Here is a 23,480-nt window from a genome sequence, read left to right as displayed (position 1 = left end):
ACGAGGGACTTCAGCCTGCACGCGCGGAAATGCGCTCCTGCCAATCCCCAATCCCAACTCCCCAATCCCCGCCCTCAGTACCTCTTGATCCCAGGCACCGTGCACCCCGCGATCTGCGCATGCGCCGAGGCGGCGTTTTCCTTCTGCCCGCGGGCCAGGCGCGCCTGTTCGATGGTCGCCCAGTGGCGGCGGCACAGCGGGCCGGTCTGCGAGCCCAGGTCGATGGCGCGCTTGGCGAAGGCTTCGGCCTGCGCATCATCCTTCTGCAGCAGCGCCACTTCGGCGCGGTCCTGCAGCAGCGCCGGGTCCTCCGGCACCAGCTTCAGCGCCTGATCCAGCGCCGCGGCGGCACCGGCCAAATCACCGGCGGTGCGCTTGCGCTTGGCGCTCTCGCGCAGGTCCTCGACTTCCGGATCGCGCAGCGGCTGCACACTCAGCTCGGTGTCGTCGGCGCCGCCGCTGGCGTCGATCGCGGCGATGCGCTGCGCCGGCGTGGTGGTGTCCACCGGCGCGGCCGGGGGCGGCGGCGGCGGCGCGCTGACGCAGGAGGCGAGCAGCAGGCTGAGGGCGGCGATGGCGGGAGTACGTGGGGTCATGAGCGGTATCCGGAATCCGGGAATCAATGCGCCGGCGGCGGCGCGGCCGCATCGGCAGGCGGGTCTTTCTTCTTGTCCAGGCCGAACCAGCTGCGCCAGCCGCCGCCCTGGCGTTCGCCCTCGGCGGGCGCGGCCTCGTCCGGCAGCGCCTGCGGCGGCGTGCAGGCGGCATACGCGGGCACGAAACCGACCACGAACGGGAACTGGCGCGCGCCGGGGCAGCTCGGGTCGGTGCTGTTGTATCCCACCGGATCCATCCACTGCCAGTCGATGCCCTTGCCCTGCACCTGCAACGGCGCGCTCGGCAGCCGCGAGAAGATGCCCGACCACACCCGCATCGCGCCGGTGGCGCCGTACAGGCCGGTCTGCTTGTTCTGGTCGTTGCCGATCCAGATCACCGCCAGGTGATCGCCGGTGTAGCCGGCGTACCAGCTGTCCACGCCGTCGTTGCTGGTGCCGGTCTTGCCGGCCGGCGTCAGCTTGCCCAGGCCATCGCTGAGCAACTGCCGCGCGGTGCCGTTGCTGACCACCTGCTGCAGCGCCATGCCGACCAGGTTGGCGGCGATGGAATCGCCCTCCTGCGCCGGCGCCGGGGTCTTGTCGTAGCGCTTGAGCAGCTTGCCCTGCGGATCGAGCACGCCGCGCACCGCATGCAGCGGCTGGATCTCGCCGCCGGAGGCCAGGAACTGGTACAGCTGCGCCATCGCGTACGGACTCTGGTCGGTCGCGCCGAGGATCAGCGAGGGATTGACCTCGGCCTCGATGCCGGCCAGCACCTTCACCAGCTGCGCCACGCGCTCCGGCCCGACCTGCATGCCGATGCGCACCGTGGCCTGGTTGTAGGAGTGCGCCAGCGCATCGACCACGCGCACCGTGCCATGGCTGCGGCCGTCGGAATTGCCCGGGCTCCAGTTGCGGCCGCGGCCCAATTGCACGGTGACCGGGGTGTCGTCGACCCAGCTGGCCAGCGAATAGCGGTCCGGCTGCGCCAGCGCCAGCAGGTACACGAAGGGCTTGAGCAGCGAACCGACCTGGCGCTGCGCCTCGATCGCGCGATTGAAGCCGGGCTGGGCCACGTCGCGGCTGCCGACCACCGCCAGCACCTCGCCGTTGTGGGTGTCGGTGAGCACCAGGCCGGCCTGCAGCGGCGGGCGCTTCTTGTTGGTTTCCAACGACGTGATGGTGCGGGTCACCGCGCCCTCGGCATAGGCCTGCGCCGACGGCGACATGCCGGTGAGCACGCTCAGGCCGGCGCCCTGCAGCGCGCTTTCCGGGTAATCGCGCGCTAGCTGGCGCCGCACCAGGTCGACATAGGCCGGGAAGCGGTTGGCGGCGACCAGGCCGGGATTGGCCGGCACGCCCAGCGGCGCGGCCAGCGCCTTGCGATAGGTCGGCTCGTCGATCAGCTCGCTCTCGCGCAGCTTGCCCAGCACGAAGTTGCGCCGATCCAGCGCGCGCTCGGGATAGCGCCGCGGGTCGTAGTAGGACGGCCCCTTGACCAGGCCGATCAGCAGCGCCACCTGTTCCGGCGCCAGCGCATCGAGTTCACGACCGAACCAGAACTCCGCGCCCGAGGCCACGCCATGCACCGCCTGGCTGCCGCGCTGACCCAGGTACACCTGATTGAGATACGCCTCCAGGATGGTGCGCTTGTCGTAGCGCGCCTCCATGATCAGCGCGTACAGGATCTCGTTGAACTTGCGGGTGACGGTCTGTTCCTTGCCGATGCCGAGCAGGCCGCTGCGCGCCAGCTGCTGGGTCAGGGTGCTGGCGCCCTGCCGGCTCTTGCCGCCGGAACGCACCATCACCCAGGCCGCGCGGACCATGCCGCTGAGGTCGATGCCGTGGTGCGAGTTGAAGTCGCGGTCTTCCACCGCCTGCAGGCCGGTGACCAGCAGTTCCGGCACCTCGTCCACGCGCACCAGGCGCCGCTCTTCCTGCTTCTGTCCGTACAGCGTGGCGATGCGCGCCGGATCCAGGCGCGCGGCCTTGAGCGACTTGCGCGTCTGCGCATCGCGCAGCGCCACCACGCGACCGCCGCCCAGGCCGACCTCGATGCGGCGCGGCGCGACCCGGCCGTCGACGTCGACGTAGCCGCGACTGGCGATGACGAAGCGGCTGCCGTCCTGCTGGTAGCTGCCGGGACGCTCGGCGCCGGCGTCGGCGCGATAGCTGGCCGCATCCAGTTCGGTCTTCAGCGTCTGCGGGTCCATCGCAGTGTCCGGCGCCAGCACCAGCGGCCGCGCGTACACGCGGGTGGGAATCTGCCAGCGCAGTTCGCCGAACCGCTGGGTGACCTGCTTGTTCAGATAGACCGTGTACGGAATCAGGAAGCCCAGGCCGAGTGCGGCGGCGGCCAGGCCCCAGGTGAGCAGACGCCGGCGCCATACTGCGGCGGGGCTGTCCAGGGCGTCGTCCTGATCGTCGGTGTCGTGATCGTCGTAGCGTCGGGGCACGGGAATGCGAGAATGTAAATTCCGCCGAGTCTAGCGCAGCCCAGCGGGCAGCGCGGCGCGGGGGCCTCTTCGTTTAAGTTGGAGTGGTACCGGATGTCGATGTCGTGGGCGAATGCGCGCTACGCCCTGAACCGCCTGGCCGGCCTGGTCCGGCGCGGCCTGACCAGCCTGCGCACGCGCGGCTGGCGCAGCACCTGGCAGCGCCTGCGCGTGCATGCGCAACCGCTGCCGCCGCCGCAGCGCGCGCTGTTCGCGGTGGCGCCGGCACCGTTCGCGCCGTTCGCGGTGCCGAACAGTCCGGCGCCGCTGGTCAGCATCGTGATCCCGGTCTACAACCACGTCGACCATACCCTCGCCTGCCTGCGCGCGCTGGCTGCGCACGCGCCGGCCGCGCCCTGCGAGATCCTGGTGATCGACGACGGCAGCAGCGACGCCACCGCACAGTGGTTGCCGCAGGTGGTCGGCCTGCACTACCACGTGCGCGAGCGCAACGGCGGCTTCATCGCCACCTGCAACGATGGCGCCGCGCGTGCGCAGGGCCGCTACCTGGTGTTCCTCAACAACGACACGGTGCCGCAGCCGGGCTGGCTGGACGCGCTGCTGGACACCTTCGCGCAGGTGCCGGAGGCCGGCCTGGTCAGCGCGCAACTGCTGTATCCCGACGGCCGCCTGCAGGATGCCGGCGGCACGGTCTTCGCCGACGGCAGCGCCTGGAGCTACGGCCGCTTCGAATCGCCCGACGATCCGCGCTACGCCTACCTGCGCGACGTCGACTATGGCAGCGGCGCGGCACTGGCGATCGAACGCGCGCGCTTCCTGGCACTGGGCGGCTTCGATACGCGCTACATGCCGGCCTACTACGAAGACACCGACTTGGCATTCGCGGTGCGCGCCGCCGGCTTGCGTACGCTGATGCAGCCGGCAAGCCGCGTGGTGCACGACGAAGGCACCAGCAACGGCACCGACACCGGCAGCGGGGTCAAGGCCTACCAGGTGCGCAACCGCGCGATCTTCGCCGCCAAGTGGGCCGAGGTGCTGCCGCAACACCTCGCGCCCGGCGAGGTGCCGACGCCGGCCCTGCTGCACCGGCAGCAGCGCCAGGTGCTGATCCTGGACGAAGCGCTGCCGCAGCCGGACCGCGACTCCGCTTCGCTGCGCCAGCTCAACCTGATCCGCCTGCTGCTGCAGGAAGGCGCGCACGTGGTGTTCGTGCCCAGCGAGCGCAGCTATGCCAGCCGCCACAGCGAGGCGCTGCAGCGGCTCGGCGTGGAGGTGTGGTACGCGCCCTATTTGAAGAACCTCACCTGGTTCCTGCAGCAACACGGCACGCGGTTCCACAGCGTGCTGCTGGTGCGCCACCACGTCGCCCATGCCTGCCTGCCGCTGCTGCAGCGGTTCGCGCCGCAGGCGCGGCGGCTGTTCGACACCGTGGACCTGCACTACCTGCGCGAGCGCCGCGGCGCCGAACTCGCTGGCGATGCGCGCCTGTTGCGCGAGGCCGAGCGCACCCGCATGCGCGAGCTGGAGGTGATGGCGCAAGTCGATGTGACCGTGCTGGTCAGCGCGGTCGAACGCGAACAGCTGCAGCGCGAGGCGCCGCAGGTGCGCACGGCGCTGATCTCGAACCTGCACGAGGTCGCCGGCCCCGGCCTGCCGTGGGCGCAGCGTCGCGACCTGGTGTTCGTCGGCGGCTTCCGCCATGCGCCCAACGTGGACGCAGTGCGCTGGTTCCTGCAGGAGGTGTTCCCGGCGGTGCGCATGCGCCTGCCGGAGGTGCGCTTCCACTGCATCGGCGCGGACATGCCGGAGGACATCCGCCGCCTCGGCGAGGCCACCGCCGGTGTCGAATTGCTCGGCCACGTGCCCGACATCGCCGCCTACATGGATGGCATGCGCATCGCCGTGGCGCCGCTGCGTTTCGGCGCGGGGGTCAAGGGCAAGGTCAACCTGAGCATGGCTCACGGCCAGCCGGTGGTGGCCACCGCGTGCGCGGTGGAAGGCATGCACCTGCGCGACGGTGAGGACGTGCTCATCGCCGACGACGCCGCGGCGTTCGCGGACGCCATCGCGCGGCTCTACGCCGATCCGGTGCTGTGGCAGCGGCTGGCCGACAACGGCCTGCGCAACATCGAGACCCACTTCTCGCTGGACGCCGCCCGCGCCACCGTGCGCGAGGCGTTCCTGGACTGAGCCCCGACGGGCGTTGCGGTCTATCGGGTCGGGACTGAAGTCCCTCCCACAACGGTGCTGCCAGTATCACCGCTGCTTGGGCCACGTGTGGAAACGAAGCGGATCCTTGACCTGCAGTGGCTATCGCCAAGGATCGCGTTGGGCGATGCAGAGCACGACGCACAGGTGCAGATACACAACGATCACCGGCATTTCCGAGCGCCCCCTGTGGGAGGGACTTCAGTCCCGACGCGCCACGCCACCAGCCGAGTGACGGCCCCTGAACCTCACCGCCCGCGCTAACGCCCGGGACTGAGGCTGCGCAGACGGCGCTCGAAGGCCGCCAGTTCCGGGGTGGCCGGATCGATCGCGCGGGCGCGCTGCAGCGCCTGCCGCGCGAAGGCGGCATCGCCGCCGCTCAGGCGCTCGTCGCCGACCGCCAGCCAGCGCTGCGCCAGGCGCCGGCGGGCGCTGGCCAGGCCGTTGCCGCCCGGCGCCAATGCGCGCCAGGCGTCGTAGCAGGCGCTGGCCGCCAGCACCCGGTTGCCGCGCATGGCATCGTCGAAACAGCGCCGCAGCGCCGCCAGCACGCGCTGCTCGGCCGCGCGCACCCGCGCATCGCGCGGCGCCAGGATCTGCGCCGCCAGCAAGCTGTCGTAGGCGCTGGCGCCGGGCGGGGTCAACCAGTCGCTTCGCGCCTCGGCGGCCTGCAGATCGGCCAGCAGGCGCTGCAGGCGCCGCTCGCGCTCAGCCGGCGATATCCGCGATTGCGGCGTCGCCTGGCTCTGACGGGCGCGCTGCAGCGCCTGCCTGGCATCGGCCAGGGCACGACTGTCGGGTGCCAGCGCCTGGCCCTTGCGCAGCGCGCGCTCGGCCTCGCCGAAACGGAAATCGGCGGCGGCACGGCTCGCCTGCAGGGCATAGGCCGCAGCCACCCGCTCCAGGCCGTCGTTGGCGCCGGCCGCATCCGGCACCGCCGCGCGCCACTGCGCGAAGGCGCGCGCCGCCGCGTCCAGGCGCTGCCGGCGCAGGGCCTGTTCGGCCTCGCGCTGCAGGCGCTCCAGCGCCCGATTCAGTTCCGCCTGGGTCTCGGGCAGGTCGACATGGCCGGCGTCGTAGCCGCGCGCGCGCTCCACCAGCGCCGCGGCGGCGGCCAGGTCGCCGCGCGCCAGCGCAGTTCGCGCGTGCTGCAGCAGTTCCGACAGCGCATCCTCGCGACCTTCCAGCGCCGTGGTGCGCTCCGGGGCGAACTCGAGGACCCGCTGGTACAGCGGCAGCGCCGCGTCCGGGCCATCGTCCAGATGCCCGTCGCGGCGCGCCTGCGCCGCCCGCTGCAGCAGTTGATCGATGCCGGCGTGCGCGGCCTCACGCGTGCGCAACGCCGCCTCGATGCGATCGGCATCGGCGCGCGGCACCTGCAGCGCGCGCGCCAGGGCCAGCGCCGCGTGCGCCTGCGGGTAGCGGCCGGCGGCCAGCGCCGCGCGCGCCTGCCCGAGCGCCGCGCGCCCGGTCGCGGCCAGCCCGACGCGCGCCTGCATGCGATCGCTGTCCAGCGCCAGCGCGGCCTCGAAACGCTCGCGCGCGCCGCTGCCGTCGGCGGCGCTGAGCCGGCCCGCGCGCAGCGCCGCGTGGCCCTGGTCGAGCAATTGCTGGATGCGCGTCTCCGGCCAGATCAGGTCGGCCAGCGGGCGGCGGAACACCACCACGGCCATGCCCAGCACCAGCAGCACCGCCAGCGCCCAGCGCCAGACACGCCGATCGCGCCACAGCGGCACTGGCCGCTGCCTGCGCTCGGGTTCGTCCCTGACCTGATCTGGCGGCATGCTCACCGCGCAAGCTTAGCGGTGCGCCGATGACGAACAGCTGTGCGTCGCGCCAGCCACCCACCTGGTTGGCGGACCGGCCGCAGGCAAGCCTGAGGCCGCCCCCGCAGCCGCCTCAGCCCAGCCGCCGCGCCTCGTGCACGCCCGGCAGCGCATCGAGCTTGCCGAGCAAGGTGGACAGTTGCCCGTAATCGCCTACCTTCAGCCGCAACCGCAGTTGCGCCAGGCCGCTGTCGCGCACGTTGTCGCTGTTGATCTCCAGCACGTGCGCCTCTTCCTGGGCGATCAGGTTGGTGATGTCCTTCAGCAGCCAGCGCCGGTCCACCGCGCGCACCAGCACGTCGACCTCGTAGCCGCCGCCGGCCTGGCCCCACTCCACCGGCAGCACGCGCTGCGGGTTGCCCGCGGCGAGCCGCGCGAATGCCGCGCAGTCGCTGCGGTGCACGGTGACGCCGCGGGTGCGGGTCAGGTAGCCGGCGATCGGCTCGCCGGCCACCGGCTGGCAGCAGCGCGCCAGCTGCACCAGCAGATTGCCCACGCCCTGCACGGTGAACTTGGACTTGCCCAGCCCGGTGCGGCGGGCGGTCGGCCGTGGCATGGCCGGCGCGGCCGGCTGCGCCGCGGCGCGCTCGGCCTCGTGCAGGGCGCGCCCGACCTGGCTGGGGCCGACGTCGCCCAGCGCGACCTGGATGTACAGCTCCTCCACGCCATCGGCATGGAACTTCTTCGCCGCCGGCAACAAGTCGGCCTGCTGCAGTCCCAGGCGCTTGAGTTCGCGTTCCAGCAGTTCCTTGCCGGCCTGCACGTTGCGCGCGCGGTCGAGCTTGTGGAACCAGGCACGCACCTTGTCGCGCGAGCGTCCGCTGGCCAGGTAGCCATTGGCCGGCAACAGCCAGTCGCGGCGCGGCTCGGCTTCCTTGCCGGTGAGGATCTCCACGCGGTCGCCGCTGCGCAACTTGTGGGTCAGCGGCACGATGCGGTTGTTGACCTTGGCGCCGCGGCAGCGGTGCCCGACCATGGTGTGCACGTGGTAGGCGAAATCCAGCGGGGTGGCGCCCTGCGGCAGGTCGATCACCTCGCCCATCGGGGTCAACGCATAGACCCGGTCCTCAACCAGCTCGGCGTCCAGCGCCCCGGCCAGCCCACCCTGCTCGCCGTCCTGCGACTGCTCCAGCAGCTGCCGCATCCAGGTGATCTTGCGATCGAACGCCTTCTCCGCGCCCTTGCCGCCTTCCTTGTATTTCCAGTGCGCGGCCACGCCCAGCTCGGCCTGCGCGTGCATGTCGTGGGTGCGGATCTGCACCTCGATCGTGCGCCCTTCCGGGCCGACCACCGCGGTGTGCAGCGAGCGGTAGTCGTTGGCCTTGGGCCGGGCGATGTAGTCGTCGAACTCGCTGGGCACCGGCGCCCACAGCGCGTGCACCACGCCCAGTGCCGCATAGCAGGCGGCGACGTCGTCGACCATCACCCGCACCGCGCGCAGGTCGTAGAGCTGGTCGAAGGCCAGGCGCTTCTTCTGCATCTTCCGCCAGATGCTGTAGATGTGCTTGGGCCGCCCGCTGATCTCCGCGCGCAGGCCCTGCTCGGCCAGCGCCTTGGACAGGATCTTCTTGACCGCCTCGATGTAGCGCTCCCGCGCCACCCGGCTCTCGTCGACCTCGCGGGCGATGCGCCGGTAGGTGTCCGGCTCCAGGTGCCGGAACGCCAGGTCCTCCAGCTCCCATTTCAGCTGCCAGATGCCCAGGCGGTTGGCCAGCGGCGCGTGGATGTCGCGGGTGAGCTGGGCAAGCGCGCGGCGCTGCGCCTCCGGTGCCTTGTCGGCCACCCGCATCTGCGCCAATTGCCGCGCTAGCAGGATCGGCACCACCCGCAGGTCCTGCACGATCGACAGCAGCAGCCGGCGCAGGCCCTCGCTGTTGCGCCCGGCCTCGCGCCCGGCGTGCAGCGCCCACACCTGGTCGGCGGCGTCCTGCGCGTCCAGCAACCCGGTGACCGCCTGCGCCCGTGCCGGCGGTTCCACCGGCAGCTGCGGCAACTGTGCGCGCAGGCCCGGCAGGTCGAACAGCAGCGCGGCCAGCAGCGCGGCCTCGTCGGCGGACAGCAGCGCCAGCGCGTCCAGGGTATCGGCCAGCACCGGCCACGGCAGCCGCGGTGGCTCGGGCTGGTCCTGCCAGGCTTGCAACAGCGCCGCGCGCAGGGCGGGCGCCAGGGTCGCGGCCGCCGGGCGCTGCAGCAACGCCTCCAGGCCGGAGTGGGCGGTGTGGTTCAAGGACGGACGCAGTCGACGAAACGGTGCCGCCTACACTAGCGCGCTTGTGCGCGTTCTCACAATTGCGCCGACGGCGCGCCCGCGGCGTGCGGCGCAGATACGCACCGCCAGCTCACTGTGACCCGGTTGCGACTTGCGGCGCTTTTACCGGAATTTCACAACCGCCCCAACCCCCGCGCCTATGCTCGAGCGCGACGGCCACCCGCTTCTGTCCTGCATGCGCCGCGGCCGTCGACCCCTAGACCGACTCGAAGAGGAACGCACATGAAGAAGTGGAACAAGCCTGTGATCCGCGAGATCTGCGTCGGCGCGGAAATCAACTGCTACGCCTCCGGCGAGCTCTGACCCGCGCGCTCCTCCCTTCCCGCGACCGACGCGCGACCGGCCATGCGCTAAAGACGGAGACCGGATGCACCTCATCGTATTGGGATCGGCGGCAGGCGGAGGGCACCCGCAGTGGAACTGCCACACGCCCGCGAGCCAACGCGCGTGGCAGCAACATCCGGGTGCCCAACGCCGTACCCAGGCCAGCATCGCGGTCAGCGTCGACCGCCAGCGCTGGCTGCTGATCAACGCCTCGCCCGATTTTCGCCAGCAGGTGCTGGCCACCCCAGCGCTGTGGCCGCAGCGCGAGCAGCGCCATTCGCCGATCGAGGCGGTGCTGCTGACCAGCGGCGAGATCGACCATATCGCCGGCCTGCTGTCGATGCGCGAAAGCCAGCGCTTCGACCTGTACGCCAGTGGCCGTGTGCTCGAGCTGCTGGCGCAGAACCCGGTGTTCGACGCGCTGCACCCGGCCTACGTGCATCGCCACCCCTTCGCCCTGGACACGCCGCTGTCGCTGCTGGGGCTGCAGGTCACGCCGTTCGCGGTGCCGGGCAAGGTGCCGCTGTTCATGGAAAGCCGCCACAGCGGCGACCTGGCCGGCTCCGCCGAGGAGACGCTGGGCCTGACCATCGACGACGGCCGGCACCGCGTGCACTACATCCCCGGCTGCGCCGTATTGACCGATGCCCTGCGCGAGCGCCTGCGCGGCGCCGAGCTGGTGTTCTTCGACGGCACCCTGTGGCGCGACGACGAACTGGTGCAGCTCGGCGTCAGCGCCAAGACCGGCCAGCGCATGGGCCACATGAGCATCGATGGCGAGGCGGGCACCCTGCGCGCCTTCGCCGACCTGCAGGTGGCACGCAAGGTCTTCATCCACATCAACACCACCAACCCGATCCTCGACGCCGGCTCCCCCGAGCGCGCCACGGTCGCCGCGCACGGCTGGGACGTGGCCCACGACGGCATGGAGATCGCACTGTGATCCCGCACCACACAGCCCCTGCGAGACCGAGCCCGTGACCACATTGCTCAGCCCCGAGCAGCTGGAAACCGCGCTGCGCGCGATCGGCGCGCGGCTGTACCACGACCAGCATCCCTTCCACGCCCTGCTGCACAGCGGGCGCCTGAACCGCGGCCAGGTCCAGGCCTGGGCGCTGAACCGCTACGAGTACCAGCGCTGCATCCCGCTCAAGGACGCGGCGATCCTGGCGCGCATGGACGACCCGGCGCTGCGCCGGATCTGGCGCCAGCGCATCGTCGACCACGACGGCAGCGCCGACGGCGAAGGCGGCATCGCCCGCTGGCTGCACCTGACCGACGCGCTGGGATTGGATCGCGAGTTGGTGCAGTCCGGCCGCGGCCTGCTGCCCGGCACCCGCTTCGCGGTGCAGGGCTACCTGCACTTCGTGCGCGAAAAGAGCCTGCTCGAGTCCATCGCGTCGTCGCTCACCGAACTGTTCGCGCCGGGCATCATCAGCCACCGCGTCGCCGGCATGCTGCAGCACTACGATTTCGTCTCGCGCGAGGCACTGGCGTACTTCGAGCATCGCCTGCACGAGGCGCCGCGCGATTCGGACTTCGCCCTCGACTACGTCAAGCGCCACGCCGACACCGTGGAGAAGCAGCAACTGGTGCAGGACGCGTTGCGCTTCAAGTGCGGCGTGCTGTGGTCGCAACTGGATGCGCTGCACTTCGCCTACGTGCAGCCGGGCGTGGCCTGGCCGGACGCATTCGCCCCGGACCCGGCGCAGGCCCCGGCATGAGCGTACTGGACGCCAGCAGCCAGCCACGGCTCGCCGCCGGCGTGCGCCTGCAGCACGACCGCGCCCGCGCGCAGTGGGTGTTGCTGGCGCCGGAGCGGGTGATCGAACTGGACGAGATTGCCCACGCCATCGTCTCGCGCTGCGATGGCAATCGCAGCCTGGCGACGATCGCCGCGGAACTGGCCGCCGAATTCGAGGCCGAGCCGGACGAGGTCGCACGCGACGTGTGCGAGCTGGCGCAGCAGTTGCACGCCAAGCGGTTGCTGCGCGCATGAGCGCGCCGGTGCCGCCGCCGCTGTCGATCCTGCTGGAGCTGACCCACCGCTGCCCGCTGGCCTGCCCGTACTGCTCCAACCCCATCGAACTGGCCGGCCTGCGCGAGGAACTGGACACCGCTGGCTGGCGCTCGGCGCTGGACCAGGCCGCGGCGATGGGCGTGCTGCAGGCGCATTTCTCCGGCGGCGAACCGATGCTGCGCAAGGATCTGCCCGCGCTGGTCGCGCATGCGCGCGCGCTGGGCCTGTACAGCAACCTCATCACCTCCGGCGTGGCCGGCGGCGCGCCGATGCTGGCCGCCCTGGCCGCGGCCGGGCTGGAACACGTGCAGTTGAGCATCCAGGACGCCGACGCCGCCGGTGCCGACCGCATCGCCGGCTACCGCGACAGCCTGGCGAAGAAGCGCGCGTTCGCCGCGGCAGTGCGCGCCCTCGACTTGCCGCTGACGATCAATGCGGTGATCCACCGCCACAACGCCGAACGCGTGCCGGCGATGATCGAGCTGGCGCTGGACCTCGGCGCCGAACGCCTGGAAGTGGCCCATACCCAATACTACGGCTGGGGCCTGCGCAATCGCGCCGCGCTGATGCCCAGCCGCGCGCAGATCGACGCCACTGTCGCCGTGGTGGACGCCGCCCGCCAGCGGCTGCAGGACCGCCTGCACATCGATTTCGTCACCCCCGACTACTACGCGCACCGGCCCAAGGCCTGCATGGGCGGCTGGGGCCAGCGCTTCGTCAACATCTCCCCGCGCGGCGACGTGCTGCCCTGCCATGCCGCCGAGACCCTGCCGGACATGGTGTTCGAGAACCTGCGCACGCGCCCGCTGGCGGCGATCTGGGAAGACGGCGAGGCCTTCGTGCGCTTCCGCGGCAGCGCGTGGATGCCGGAGGTGTGCCAGGGCTGCCCGAAGCGCGAGATCGACTGGGGCGGCTGCCGCTGCCAGGCGCTGGCGCTGAGCGGCGACGCCGCCACGCTGGACCCGGTCTGCGAACGCGCCCCGGCGCACGCCGCGCTGCAGGCGCTGGCGCAGCGCGAGGCCGCCGCGCCGGCACCGGCCTTCGTGTACCGGCGGCCGCCGCGCGCGCCGGCCACAGCCGCCGCCAACGACGACTGAGCTGTCGAGCCGGCGTGGCCGGCGGCAATCTTGCCGGCTACGCGCCGTCACGACGTGCGGCTACATTGCAGCGCATTCCGCTGCCCGGATTGCCGCCACGGCCATTGCGCGCCTGGCTTCCAAGTTGAAGAACCACGGCTTCTTCGGCGCCGGCACCCACGATGGAAAGTACAGGCGGCAAAAAGCAACGTCATTTCGAAAGACGACCGGGGCGCGGAAGCTTTTCCCTCATCCCGAAAACCAGGCGCAGCCATGCAAACCTGCGCAGGCTTCCCTCGTAGAGCACAAGGCACGCGGCCATGCTGAGGAGCAGGATGACGACGTATTTGATCCAGGGCCCCCACGAACACTGGATGACGTAGTAGCCGAGGATGACAATGATCGTCTGGTGCAGGATGTAAACGGGATAGCTGGCGTCTTTCGCCCAGGCAAGCAACCGGTTCGTCCGCGAGAGATAGCGGTAGCCGTAACCGAGAAACACCATCATCCACAGCCAGGTGAAGACATTGGCGCCCACCTGATCGATCAGGGAGTCGTGCTCGATGACCCCCAGACTGAACAGCGAGATCAACAAGAAGAACGCCGCCAGCCCCAGGACCAGCGACCACCTGCGCATATCGGAGAGCCACTTCCAGACACCGGGCATGGATGCCATGAAGTATCCATATACCGTCAGCAGCAGGTATTGGCCGAAGATGTACCAATCGCTGACGAAATTGTGCGTCTCCGGGAACCGCGGCTTCAGCAGGGCTTCGTTGATGCCGAGCGGAATTCCCAGCAGGAACAGCCACGTTCCTGGCACGATCTGCCTTGCGGCTCGCCTCCACCACAGCATCCCGGGAAGCAGCAACAGGACGTACGCGTAGAGGTACAGGATGAACCATAGATGGTGCCAGCCGAAATCCCCGGCCGGGTAGAACTTCAATTGCAGAACGCGTGTCAGGTAGAAATCCAGATAGCGTCCGCTCCATTGTCCATGCAGCAGCCGCTCGTAGTAGATCTGCGGCGGCACGACCAGGAACATGCCGACGATCAGCGGCAAAAGCAGCTTCTTCGTCCGTTCCTGCAGGAACTGCCCGGTACTGCGCCGCTGCAGCGCGAACCACATGCCGGCCCCTGCGACGACGAACAGCAACGGCATGCGCAAGCGGTGGGCGATATCCATCGGCCATTGCAGCGACGGAATGGTCTGGCTGTTGACGATATGCCAGCCCCAGCCGACGAAGATCATCCCGGTATGGAAGAAGAACAGGACGAAAATGGCGATGACGCGCAACCAGTCCAGGAAATCGTAACGCTCCTGCGGGCGTGTGGTGGCAAGCATCGATTGGGCCCCTGTTCTCCGCGATACCGGGGAGCCTGAGCGAACGGCAGCCGGCCAGCAGCGGATTTGGGGTGAAAGGAGGCCCGCCGGGGCGAGGCGGACGCTACCCGCCCATGCGCGCGAACAAGGCGTCGCGATAGCGCCGGCTGAGCCGCAGGGTGCGGCCGTTGCGGAGATGGAGGTCGTAGTCGCCCTTGAACAGCGGCGTCAGCGATCCAATGCAGGCGAGGTTCGCCGCGGCCGACCGGTGGATGCGGACGAAGCGCTGTTCGCCCAGCTGCGCCAGCAGGTCCTGCAGCGTCCTGCGCATCAGATAGGTGCGCGCGGGGGTATGCACATGCACGTAGTTGCCGTCTGCCTCCAGCCATTCGATCGAGGTCGCATCGATCAGCTGTAGCCGCTCGCCATCGGGCACCAGCAGGCGCTCGCATGCAGGGGTGCGCGCGCGTCCCATCGCCACCGCCGCGGCCCCGGACTCGTGCGCGCTGAGCCGCTCGCGCACACGCTGCACGGTCAGCGCGAGCCGGTCGCGGTCGTAAGGCTTGAGCAGGTAGTCGATCGCATTGAGGTCGAACGCCTTCACGGCATGCGCATCGAAGGCGGTCACGAACACGATCAGCGGCGCGCTCGACGGCTCGAGCTGCGCCGCGACCTGCAGCCCAGACAGCGTCGGCATCTGGATGTCGAGAAAGGCCACGTGCGGGCGCTGCTGCTTGATGCACAGGGCCGCGGACAATCCGTCCTCGGCCGATCCGACCACCGCGATGCCGGGCTGCTCCGCCAACCAGCGCTCGAGCTTTTCGCGCGCGGGCGCTTCGTCGTCGGCGATCACGGCGCGGATCATCGCCTGGGCTCCGCCAGCGGGATCGAGACGCGCGCGGCAACGCCGTCGCCTTCGTTACGCACAATCAAGGAGGCGGCAGCGCCGTAGAGGATGCCCAGGCGCGCCCGGCAGGTGCGTAACCCCACCCCGTCCTGCGTCCCCGGCGCCGACGCCGGCAGGGCGGAGCAGGAATTGTGGACCACGATCTCCAGCGAGCCGCCTGCGTGTCGCGCACTGACCGCAATGGCGACGGGCACCAACGTGGGCTCGACGGCATGTTTGAACGCGTTCTCCAGTAAGGGCTGCAGCAGGAGCGCAGGGACACTGGCATCGAGCAGTGTGGGGTCCACCTGCCATGTCAGCGTCACCCGATCGCGGAACCTCTCGCGCATGATGTCCGCATAGCGCTCGAGTGTGCGCAGTTCCGCGGACAGCGGCGTCATCTCGTTCTCGATGGTGCCAAGGCTGGTGCGCAGCAGGTCGCCGAGTGCGGCCAGCAGGCGGTCGGCGCGTTCCACGTCGCTGTGCATCACGGAGGAGACCGTATTGAGCGCGTTGAACAGGAAATGCGGCCGCAGCTGCCCCTGAAGCTGCGCCAGCTGTGCCTCGGCCAGCGCCTTCTGCGTCTGCAGCAGACGGTTCCGCTGCAGTTGCCACTGGTCATGGGACTCGAGTCCGAACAGAATCCCCAGCCACAGGCCGACAAAGACGCTCAGCTTGGTGGTCTCGTACACGAACAGGGAGCGCCAGCCCGGATGCTCGTAGGTGAAGCCCATTGCGGCATAGATCCCGTGCCGCAGCGCATACACCGCCACGATGAAGGTGACGGCGATCACCGGCAACCAGCGCAGGTAGCTGCCGAACCAGATCAGCGGCCGGTCCAGATAGGCCGCATAACGTCCGCGCACGCGCACAGCGAGCCAGATCCAGCCGGTCGCGACCACCGCGGAACTTCCCTCCGACAGCACCCCTTCCCACCAGTGGGTCTGCGGGTTGCTCAGGCGCTCCTGCACGGACACGCCGATCATGAGCAGCCAGAACGCCACCCACAACCCGGTCAGCGCTTTCGGAGTGGACATCGCACCGCTGGCAGCGAGGGCGCCTGCCCGTGGCGGACAAGAGGGCGGGTTCATGATCGGCAAGTGTACCCACGGCGTTCCAGGCGGACGTGCCCTGTGGGGCGAGCGGGACATATGCGGGGCGAAAGGGCCGATTGCGTGGACAAGCGCCGTGGCACCCATCGACCGGCATCTGGCGACGCGAACGGACCCGGGGCTGGGCCGATTGGCCGCCGCGGGCGTCAGACACCGCGCGCTTGCGACTACACTACGGCGCATCCCACTGCCCGGATCCCCGCCATGTCCCTTGCGCGTCTCGCCCCCCTGGCCCTGTGCGCGGCGCTCGCCGTGTCCGCAACCCCGGCACTCGCCCAGCGCACCGTCTCCGGCGATCTGCAGACGCAGATGTCGCCGCAGGAATTCAAGGCCGCCGGGCTGGACAAGCTGTCCCCGCAGGAACTGGCCGCGCTGAACGACTGGTTGCAGGGCAAGGTCGCCAAGGAAACCGCGGTGGCGCTGGAAAAGGCCAAGGAGGAAGGACGCCGCGAGGTGATCACCAAGAACCGCGGCTTCTTCGACTTCGGCAGCGCCGAGCCGATCGAGAGCACTCTGGTTGGCGAGTTCTCCGGCTTCGCCAAGGGCCGCAAGTACGTACTGGCCAATGGCCAGGAGTGGGAGCAGACCGAAGCGGCGAGCCTGCCCGGCGTGCACCGCAGCGCGCCCAAGGTGAAGATCACCCCCGGGATCATGGGCGTGTGGTACATGCAGATCGACAACTACAACACCCGCGCCAAAGTTCGTCGCGTCAAATAGGAACGCGTGTCGTGAACCTGCGTCCGCGGCCGGGTCTGGCCGACGCCTCGCACAGCCTCGCCGATGCGCTGCGCCGGCGCCTGCGCGCCAGCGATGTGTGGTTCATCGCCCTAGCGCTGCTGGTCGGGGTGATCGCCGGCCTGCTGACCCTGCTGCAGAGCAGCCTGGCGCATGGTGCGCAGGCCTGGCTGTATGGCCTGGAGGCCGACGAGCGGCTCAGCGCCATGTCGGACCTGAGCGTGCAGCAGTTGCTGGTGCTGCCGCTGGGCGGGCTGCTGGTGGGCCTGCTCGGCATGGCCGCGCGCGCGCGCAAGCGCCAACTGGTCGACGCCGTCGAAGCCAACGCGCTGTACGGCGGACGCATGTCGATGCGCGACAATCTGATCGTCTCCGTGCAGACCCTGTTCTCCAACGGCGTCGGCGCCTCGGTCGGCCTGGAAGCGGCGTATACGCAGATGGGCGCCGGCAGCGGCTCGCATCTGGGCCGGGTACTGCGACTGCGCCGTGCCGACATCCGCACCCTGGTCGGCGCCGGTGCCGGCGCGGCCATTGCCGCCGCCTTCGGTGCGCCGCTGGCCGGGGCGTTCTATGCGTTCGAGATCGTGATCGGCGCGTACTCGCCGTCGGCACTGGCGCCGGTGGCGGTGGCCTCGCTGGGCGCGGTGTTCGTGTCGCAACTGGCCGGGGTGCAGCCGTACCTGCTGCCGGCCTCGGCGGCCTCGGCGCTGGAGGCGCGCGACTACGTGCTGTACGCGCTGCTGGGCGTGCTCTGCGCCCTGCTGGCGGTCGCGGTGATGCGCCTGATCGGCGCGATCGAACAGGCCATCAACCACAGCCCGCTGCCGCGCTGGGCGCGCCCAGTCGCCGGCGGTCTGCTGCTGATTCCGCTGGCGCTGATCACCCCGCAGGTGCTGTCCTCCGGCCACGGCGCACTGCACCTGGACCTGACCAGCCCGACCTCATTGCGCTGGCTGGGCATCCTGTTGCTGCTCAAGTGCCTGGGTTCGGCCATCTCGCTGGGCTTCGGCTTCCGCGGCGGCCTGTTCTTCGCCTCGCTGTTCATGGGGTCGCTGGTCGGCGGGCTGTTCGCCGGCGTGCTGAATCTCGGCAGCGGCATGGCCCTGGTCGACGGCACGGCCGCGTCGCTGGCCGGCATGGCGGCGATGGCCGCCGCGGTGATCGGCGCGCCGATGACGATGGCGATGCTGGTGCTGGAAGGCACCCACGATTTCGTACTGGCCAGCGCGGTGATGGTCGCCGTGCTGGTGGCCAACACCATCGTCCGCCAGATCTTCGGCTACTCGTTCTCCACCTGGCGCCTGCACCTGCGCGGCGAAACCATCAGGAGCGCGCGCGACGTGGGCTGGGTCAAGCACCTGAGTGCCGGGCGGATGATGCAGAAGGACGTGCATCCGCTGGCCGCCACCACCAGCGTGGCCGAGTTCCGCCGCCGCTTCCCGCTCGGCTCGGGCACCCGCGTGGTGCTGGAGGACGAGAGCGGCCACTACGCCGGCCTGGTCACCCTGGCCGCCGCCTATGCCGACGGCGTCAACGCCGACGCAGCCATCGTCGACTACGCCGGCAACCGCGACGTGGCCCTGCCCGCCGACACCGACGTGGTCACCGCCATGCGCCAGTTCGACCTGACCCAGAGCGACGAACTGGCGGTGGTCGACGAACAGGGCAAGGTGCTGGGCGTGCTCAGCGAAAGCTTCGTGCGCAAGCGCTACGCCGAGGAACTGGACAAGCGCCAGCGCGAGCTGATGGGCGAGCGGGTAGATGATTGAGGGGCGGGGATTGGGGATTTGGGAGTGGGGATTCGCAGCATTCCTGCAGGCTGAAGCGTCGCAGGGCAGCCACCGCATGTCGTAGGAGCAGCTTCAGCCGCGACCGTGTTGGTGCCATGCGTCGCGGCTGAAGCCGCTCTTACCAGCGCAGCAGCAAGATACTGACCGCCTCGGTGCTTGGCACCAAAAAGACGCGCCATTGCAGCGCAAGTAGCTTGTTACTCGACCCGGCGCATTTCTTTTGTGGGAGGGACTTCAGTCCCGACGCATTGCCGCCAGAAGCGTCGGGACTGAAGTCCCTCCCACAACGAGCGACACCGATGCGCTGAACGCGACAGCACGCGACGGACCCGTAGGAGCGGCTTCAGCCGCGACGCATGGCACCCACATGGTCGCGGCTGAAGCCGCTCCTACGACGGTATCGGCACGATTCCACTGCGATCTGCTGCATTCGCAGGAGCGAGAACGACGAATCGTTGCAGGGCGGTTGGCCGTCACCACACCCAGGCGGCCTATCTCTTTTGTGGGAGGGGCTTCAGCCCCGACGCATCGCCGCCTTAGCGTCGGGGCTGCGGTCCTTCCCACAAGAAAGCTGCCAACGCCGGCAGCGCGGTCATCACGGACAACCCGAAAACAGCGCGGAAACCCCGCCACCAATCCCCAATCCCCACTCCCGAATCACCGCAGTCCAGCCACCCGCTGCGCCAGCTTCTTGGCCGAAATGCCCGCGCGGGCACCCAGCTCCTGCGCGAACAGCGACACGCGCAGTTCTTCCAGGTCCCAACGCAGCGCCTGCCACTGTGGATCGCCGCTGCGGCCGGCCGCGGCCGCGTCGGCCAGTGCGTCGACGAAGGGCTTCAGCTCCAGCATGCGCGCCTGGTCGCGAGCCGGATCGCGCTTGGCGCGTTCGGCGCGCAGGATCATTGCCCGCAGATAGCGCGGGAACTGCGCCAGCGCGGTGGCCGGGGTCTCGCGCAGGAAGCCCGCATGCAGCAGCGCCGCCAATTGCGCGCGCAGGTCGTCGAGGTTGCCGCTGGCCCAGCCCATCAGCGGCGATTCCAGTTGCGGCTTCAACTCGGCGGCCGCGCCCATGATCGCCTCGGCCAGCTTCAGCCGCTCCATCGCCTCGCCGAACAGCTGCTTGGCGGCGGCATCGCGACGCTGGGCGAAACTGTCCGCGTCGCGGATCGCCTCCAGCCCCTGCTCCAGCAGCGCATTCAAGGCCGCCTCCACCAGATCCCCGCGCAGGCGTTCCTGCGACTCGATCGCCGCATACAGCAGCCCGGTCTTGGGCGACACCGGCAACTGCTTGCGCGCCTGCTTGACCTTGTCGGCCAGGGCGATCTCCAGCAGCCGGCGCACGCCACGCGGATGCGCCGCCTCGGCCTGCGCACGGTCGGCGAAGATGCGCAGCGCGGCGCTGTCGCCCTCGTCCACCAGGGCCGGATAGGCCGGCACCCCGGCTTCGCCGGGGACCTGCTGCGGGATCGGCGTCGCCGGGAACTCGCGCAGCCCGGTCGCGGCCATGGCGCGGCCGGCCCGCGCGGCGAAGGCTTGCCCGGCGCGTTCGCCGAAGCGCGCACGCAGCGCGTCCAGGTCGCGCGATTCGGCCAGCACCTTGCCGGCATCGTCGCGCAGGCGCAGGTTCATGCGCAGATGCGGCTCCAGCGTGCTCTCGTCGAACTCCAGCGCGCTCAGCGGCGCACCGGTGGCACGCTGCAGGAAGCGCGCCAGCTCGCCGCGGAGATCGTCGGCGCTGGGCTGCGGGAACGCCTCGGAGAACGCACGGGCGAAGTCCGGCGCCGGCACGTAGTTGCGCCGCAGCGCCTTGGGCAGGCTGCGGATCAGCGCCGCCGCCTTGTCGGTGACGAAGCCCGGCGCCAACCACGACAGCCGCGTCGGGTCCAGCGCGTTGAGCAGATGCACCGGCACCTCCAGGGTCACGCCGTCGTCGGCCGCGCCCGGTTCGAACCGGTAGTGCAGCGGCAGCCGCGCATCGCCCAGCGGGAAGTACTTGGGATAACGCTCGGCCTCGCTGCCCTCGCCCGGCAGCAGGTCGGCGAGCGACCAGTGCAGCGTGCGCCGCTGCTCCGGCGCCAGCGCCTTCCACCAGGCGTCCAGGCCGGAGGCGGAGTGGATCTCGCCGGGAATCCGGTCCAGGTACCAGCGCGCCTGCCAGTCCTCGTCGGCGACGATGCCGGCGCGGCGCAGCTTGGCCTCTTCCTCGTGCGCCTGCGCCAACACTTTCTGGTTGTCGGCGACGAAGCTGGCGCGGGTGTTGATCTCGCCCGGCACCAGGCCCTGCCGCACGAACAGCTCGTGCGCGCCGGGCGGATCGATGCGGCCGTAGTGCACCGGCTTCTTCGGCGCCAGCACCAGCCCGAACAGGCTGATCTGCTCGGAGGCCAGCACCTGCCCCTGCGCGCGCGACCAGTGCGGATCGAAATGCTTGCGCGCCAGCAGGTGCGGCAGCTCGGCGATCACCCAATCCGGCTCGATCGCGGCGTTGGTCAGGCCCCACACCTTCTGCGTGTCCAGCAGCGTTGCCGGCAGCACCCACGGCGGCGGCTTGCGGGCAAGCGCCGAACCGGGGAACAGCAGGAAGCGACGCTGCCGCGGCGCCAGGAAATCGCCCTTTTCGGTGCGGTGGCCGACCTGTGTCGGCAGGCCGGCCAGCAAGGCGCGGTGCAACGCCTGGTAGGCCGCGGCGCGCTCGCGTTCGCTGGCACGCGGCGCCTCGCCCGCATCGGCGGGCGCCGGCGCTGGGGTCGGGGCCGCCGCCGACACGGGCGTGTTCGGCGCGCTGCGCCCTTCGCGGGCCAGACGCGCGGCACGGTGCAGTTGCCCGCGGGTGGCGCGCGCCGCGGTCTCGGCATCGCGCGCCGGCGCCGGCGCGGCGGCGCCGGCCAGCAACGGTTGCAGCGAGGCCGCCACCGGTTCCTCGGTCCAGCCCAGCTCCGCGCACAGCAGATGCAACTGGCGGTGCAGTTCGCGCCACTCGCGCATGCGTAGGAAGCCGAGGAAATGCCGCCCGCACCAGTCGCGCAGCTTGGATTGGGTCAGGTCCTCGTGCGCCTGCCGGTAGCCGTCCCACAGGCGCAGGATGCCGACGAATTCCGAGCGCGCATCGGCGAACTTGGCGTGCGCGTTGTCGGCGGCCTCGCGCGCCTCGGGCGGGCGCTCGCGCGGGTCCTGGATGCCCAGGAACGCGGCGATCACCAGCATCGGCCGCAGGCAGCCGTGCTGCTGCGCCGCCACCAGCATCCGCGCCAGCTTCACGTCCACCGGCAGCCGCGCCATCTTGCGGCCGATCTCGGTGAGCTTGCGCAGGCCATGCCGGTCCGGCTCGCCGACCGCCCCCAGTTCCACCAGCTGCTGCCAGCCATCGGCCACCGCGCGCTCGTCCGGCGGCTCCAGGAACGGGAAATCCTCGATCCGGCCCAGCCCCAGCTGCAGCATGCGCAGGATCACCCCGGCCAGGCTGGAGCGGCGGATTTCCGGATCGGTGAACGCCGGCCGCGCCTGGAAATCCGCCTCGGCATACAACCGGTAGCAGATGCCCTCGGCGATGCGGCCGCAGCGGCCCTTGCGCTGGTTGGCGCTGGCCTGCGAGATCGGTTCGATGTGCAGCCGGTCGAGCTTCTGCCGCGGGCTGTAGCGCTTGACCCGCGCATAGCCGGGGTCGATCACGTAGCGGATTCGCGGCACCGTCAGCGAGGTTTCGGCGACGTTGGTGGCCAGCACCAGGCGCCGGCGCGGGCCGGGGTTGAACACCCGGTCCTGGTCGGCATTGGAGAGACGCGCGTACAGCGGCAGTACCTCGGTCTCGCGGTACTTGCGCCGTTCCAGCGCATGGTGCGCATCGCGGATCTCGCGCTCGCCGGGCAGGAACACCAGCACGTCGCCGCGCGGATCCAGCCGGGTGATCTCGTCCACCGCCGCCACGATCGCGTCGTTGACTGAGAGGCCGGGAGTGGGGATTCGGGATTCGGGATTCGCTGAGGCGGTTCGCGGCGAACGTTGGGGCTCGCGCGCTTCTTCCAATCCCAAATCCCCACTCCCCAATCCCGGCTCCTCAAGCGGCCGATAACGCACCTCCACCGGATAGGTACGGCCTTCCACGCTGATCACCGGCGCATCGTCGAAATGCGCGGCGAAGCGCGCGGTGTCGATCGTTGCCGAGGTCACGATGACCTTCAGGTCCGGGCGCTTGTGCAGCAACTGCTTCAGATAGCCGAGCAGGAAATCGATGTTGAGGCTGCGCTCGTGCGCCTCGTCGACGATGATCGTGTCGTAGCTGGACAGCCAGCGGTCGCTGGCGATCTCGGCCAGCAGGATGCCGTCGGTCATGAACTTGATCCGGGTCTGCTCGCCGACCCGGTCGTTGAAGCGCACCTGGAAGCCCACCGTCTCGCCCACCGGCGTGCGCAGCTCCTCGGCCACGCGGCTGGCCACCGCACGCGCGGCGATGCGCCGCGGCTGGGTGCAGCCGATCATGCCGGCGGCGCCGCGACCGGCGGCCAGGCACAGCTTCGGCAACTGCGTGGTCTTGCCCGAGCCGGTCTCGCCGGCGATCACCACCACCTGGTGCTCGCGGATCAGCGCGACGATGCGCTCGGCCTCGCGCGCGATCGGCAACTGCGGGTCGAGGGTGATCGCCGGGTGTTGCGCCGCGCGCGCGGCACAGCGCGCCTGCGACGTCTGCAGCGCCTGCTCGAACGCCGTTTCCAGCGCGGCATTGCCGGGCGCGGCCTGCCAGCGCGACCATAGGCCCAGCAAGCGGCCGCGGTCGCGGGTCAGCGCGCCGTCGATCGCGGCGCGGCGTTCGCGCAGGCGTGCCGGCACGGAAGGTTTTTCGATAGCGTTCATCAATCGGATG

Annotated in this window: 15 protein-coding genes; 7 read left to right on the top strand and 8 right to left on the bottom strand. The window is 70.4% G+C overall.

The window, feature by feature from the left end; translation table 11 throughout:
* Positions 1 to 74 precede the first annotated feature (74 nt).
* Complete coding sequence (locus GGR64_RS10145; protein WP_184446933.1) at positions 75 to 596, bottom strand: tetratricopeptide repeat protein; 522 nt, start codon at positions 594 to 596, stop codon at positions 75 to 77.
* A gap of 23 nt (positions 597 to 619) precedes the next feature.
* Complete coding sequence (gene mrcB / locus GGR64_RS10140; protein ID WP_184645598.1) at positions 620 to 3,052, bottom strand: penicillin-binding protein 1B; 2,433 nt, start codon at positions 3,050 to 3,052, stop codon at positions 620 to 622.
* A 93-nt stretch (positions 3,053 to 3,145) separates the two neighbouring features.
* Here mrcB and GGR64_RS10135 point away from each other — a divergent pair, with 93 nt between their 5' ends.
* Complete coding sequence (locus tag GGR64_RS10135) at positions 3,146 to 5,242, top strand: glycosyltransferase (RefSeq protein WP_184645596.1); 2,097 nt, start codon at positions 3,146 to 3,148, stop codon at positions 5,240 to 5,242.
* Between the two features lie 278 nt (positions 5,243 to 5,520).
* Here the strand turns inward: GGR64_RS10135 and GGR64_RS10130 are convergent, their stop codons facing one another.
* Positions 5,521 to 6,933 (bottom strand): hypothetical protein, encoded by a 1,413-nt coding sequence (locus GGR64_RS10130; protein WP_184645896.1) that lies wholly within the window; start codon positions 6,931 to 6,933, stop codon positions 5,521 to 5,523.
* A gap of 226 nt (positions 6,934 to 7,159) precedes the next feature.
* The gene (locus tag GGR64_RS10125; RefSeq protein WP_160969789.1) at positions 7,160 to 9,313 is read right to left on the bottom strand and encodes a bifunctional (p)ppGpp synthetase/guanosine-3',5'-bis(diphosphate) 3'-pyrophosphohydrolase; all 2,154 of its coding nucleotides are present in this window, start codon (positions 9,311 to 9,313) and stop codon (positions 7,160 to 7,162) included.
* A 409-nt stretch (positions 9,314 to 9,722) separates the two neighbouring features.
* On the opposite strand from GGR64_RS10125, the gene pqqB reads away from it, so the two are divergent.
* The 4 genes from pqqB to pqqE are packed head-to-tail and all read left to right on the top strand — an operon-like array spanning position 9,723 to position 12,796.
* Positions 9,723 to 10,622 carry a pyrroloquinoline quinone biosynthesis protein PqqB gene (gene pqqB / locus GGR64_RS10115; RefSeq protein WP_184645594.1) on the top strand — a complete coding sequence of 300 codons (900 nt, stop codon included), beginning with the start codon at positions 9,723 to 9,725 and terminating at the stop codon, positions 10,620 to 10,622.
* A gap of 34 nt (positions 10,623 to 10,656) precedes the next feature.
* The gene (gene pqqC, locus GGR64_RS10110; protein ID WP_184645592.1) at positions 10,657 to 11,403 is read left to right on the top strand and encodes a pyrroloquinoline-quinone synthase PqqC; all 747 of its coding nucleotides are present in this window, start codon (positions 10,657 to 10,659) and stop codon (positions 11,401 to 11,403) included.
* Entirely contained in the window at positions 11,400 to 11,678 is a 279-nt protein-coding gene (gene pqqD, locus GGR64_RS10105; RefSeq protein WP_160969795.1) for a pyrroloquinoline quinone biosynthesis peptide chaperone PqqD, read from the top strand. Before pqqC ends, pqqD begins: the two co-directional genes overlap by 4 nt.
* Positions 11,675 to 12,796 (top strand): pyrroloquinoline quinone biosynthesis protein PqqE, encoded by a 1,122-nt coding sequence (gene pqqE / locus GGR64_RS10100; RefSeq protein ID WP_184645590.1) that lies wholly within the window; start codon positions 11,675 to 11,677, stop codon positions 12,794 to 12,796. The genes pqqD and pqqE overlap by 4 nt, the downstream gene beginning before the upstream one ends.
* A 190-nt stretch (positions 12,797 to 12,986) precedes the next feature.
* Here the strand turns inward: pqqE and GGR64_RS10095 are convergent, their stop codons facing one another.
* The 3 genes from GGR64_RS10095 to GGR64_RS10085 all read right to left on the bottom strand — a co-directional run bounded on the left by GGR64_RS10095 (position 12,987) and on the right by GGR64_RS10085 (position 16,022).
* Positions 12,987 to 14,120 (bottom strand): acyltransferase family protein, encoded by a 1,134-nt coding sequence (locus GGR64_RS10095; RefSeq protein WP_184645588.1) that lies wholly within the window; start codon positions 14,118 to 14,120, stop codon positions 12,987 to 12,989.
* Positions 14,121 to 14,223: 103 nt separating this feature from the next.
* The gene (locus GGR64_RS10090) at positions 14,224 to 14,964 is read right to left on the bottom strand and encodes a LytTR family DNA-binding domain-containing protein (protein WP_160969799.1); all 741 of its coding nucleotides are present in this window, start codon (positions 14,962 to 14,964) and stop codon (positions 14,224 to 14,226) included.
* On the bottom strand, positions 14,961 to 16,022 hold the full coding sequence (locus GGR64_RS10085) for a histidine kinase (RefSeq protein ID WP_184446941.1): 1,062 nt from the start codon (positions 16,020 to 16,022) through the stop codon (positions 14,961 to 14,963). The genes GGR64_RS10090 and GGR64_RS10085 overlap by 4 nt, the downstream gene beginning before the upstream one ends.
* A gap of 279 nt (positions 16,023 to 16,301) precedes the next feature.
* Between GGR64_RS10085 and GGR64_RS10080 the strand changes: the two genes are divergently transcribed.
* Together GGR64_RS10080 and GGR64_RS10075 are read left to right on the top strand one after the other, a co-directional pair.
* Positions 16,302 to 16,814, top strand: coding sequence for a hypothetical protein (locus GGR64_RS10080; protein WP_184645586.1), 513 nt, complete (start codon positions 16,302 to 16,304; stop codon positions 16,812 to 16,814).
* A gap of 11 nt (positions 16,815 to 16,825) precedes the next feature.
* A complete protein-coding gene (locus GGR64_RS10075) occupies positions 16,826 to 18,601 on the top strand; it encodes a chloride channel protein (protein ID WP_184645584.1) in 1,776 nt (591 codons plus the stop codon).
* Positions 18,602 to 19,279: 678 nt separating this feature from the next.
* On the opposite strand, the gene hrpA is transcribed toward GGR64_RS10075, so the two are convergent.
* Complete coding sequence (gene hrpA, locus GGR64_RS10070; RefSeq protein ID WP_184645582.1) at positions 19,280 to 23,470, bottom strand: ATP-dependent RNA helicase HrpA; 4,191 nt, start codon at positions 23,468 to 23,470, stop codon at positions 19,280 to 19,282.
* Positions 23,471 to 23,480 lie beyond the last annotated feature (10 nt).

Source organism: Xanthomonas sp. 3307 (assembly GCF_014199735.1).
Lineage (GTDB): Bacteria > Pseudomonadota > Gammaproteobacteria > Xanthomonadales > Xanthomonadaceae > Xanthomonas_A > Xanthomonas_A rydalmerensis.
The sequence above is the reverse complement of the archived record's forward strand: the minus strand, read 5'-3'. Positions and strand labels throughout refer to the sequence as shown.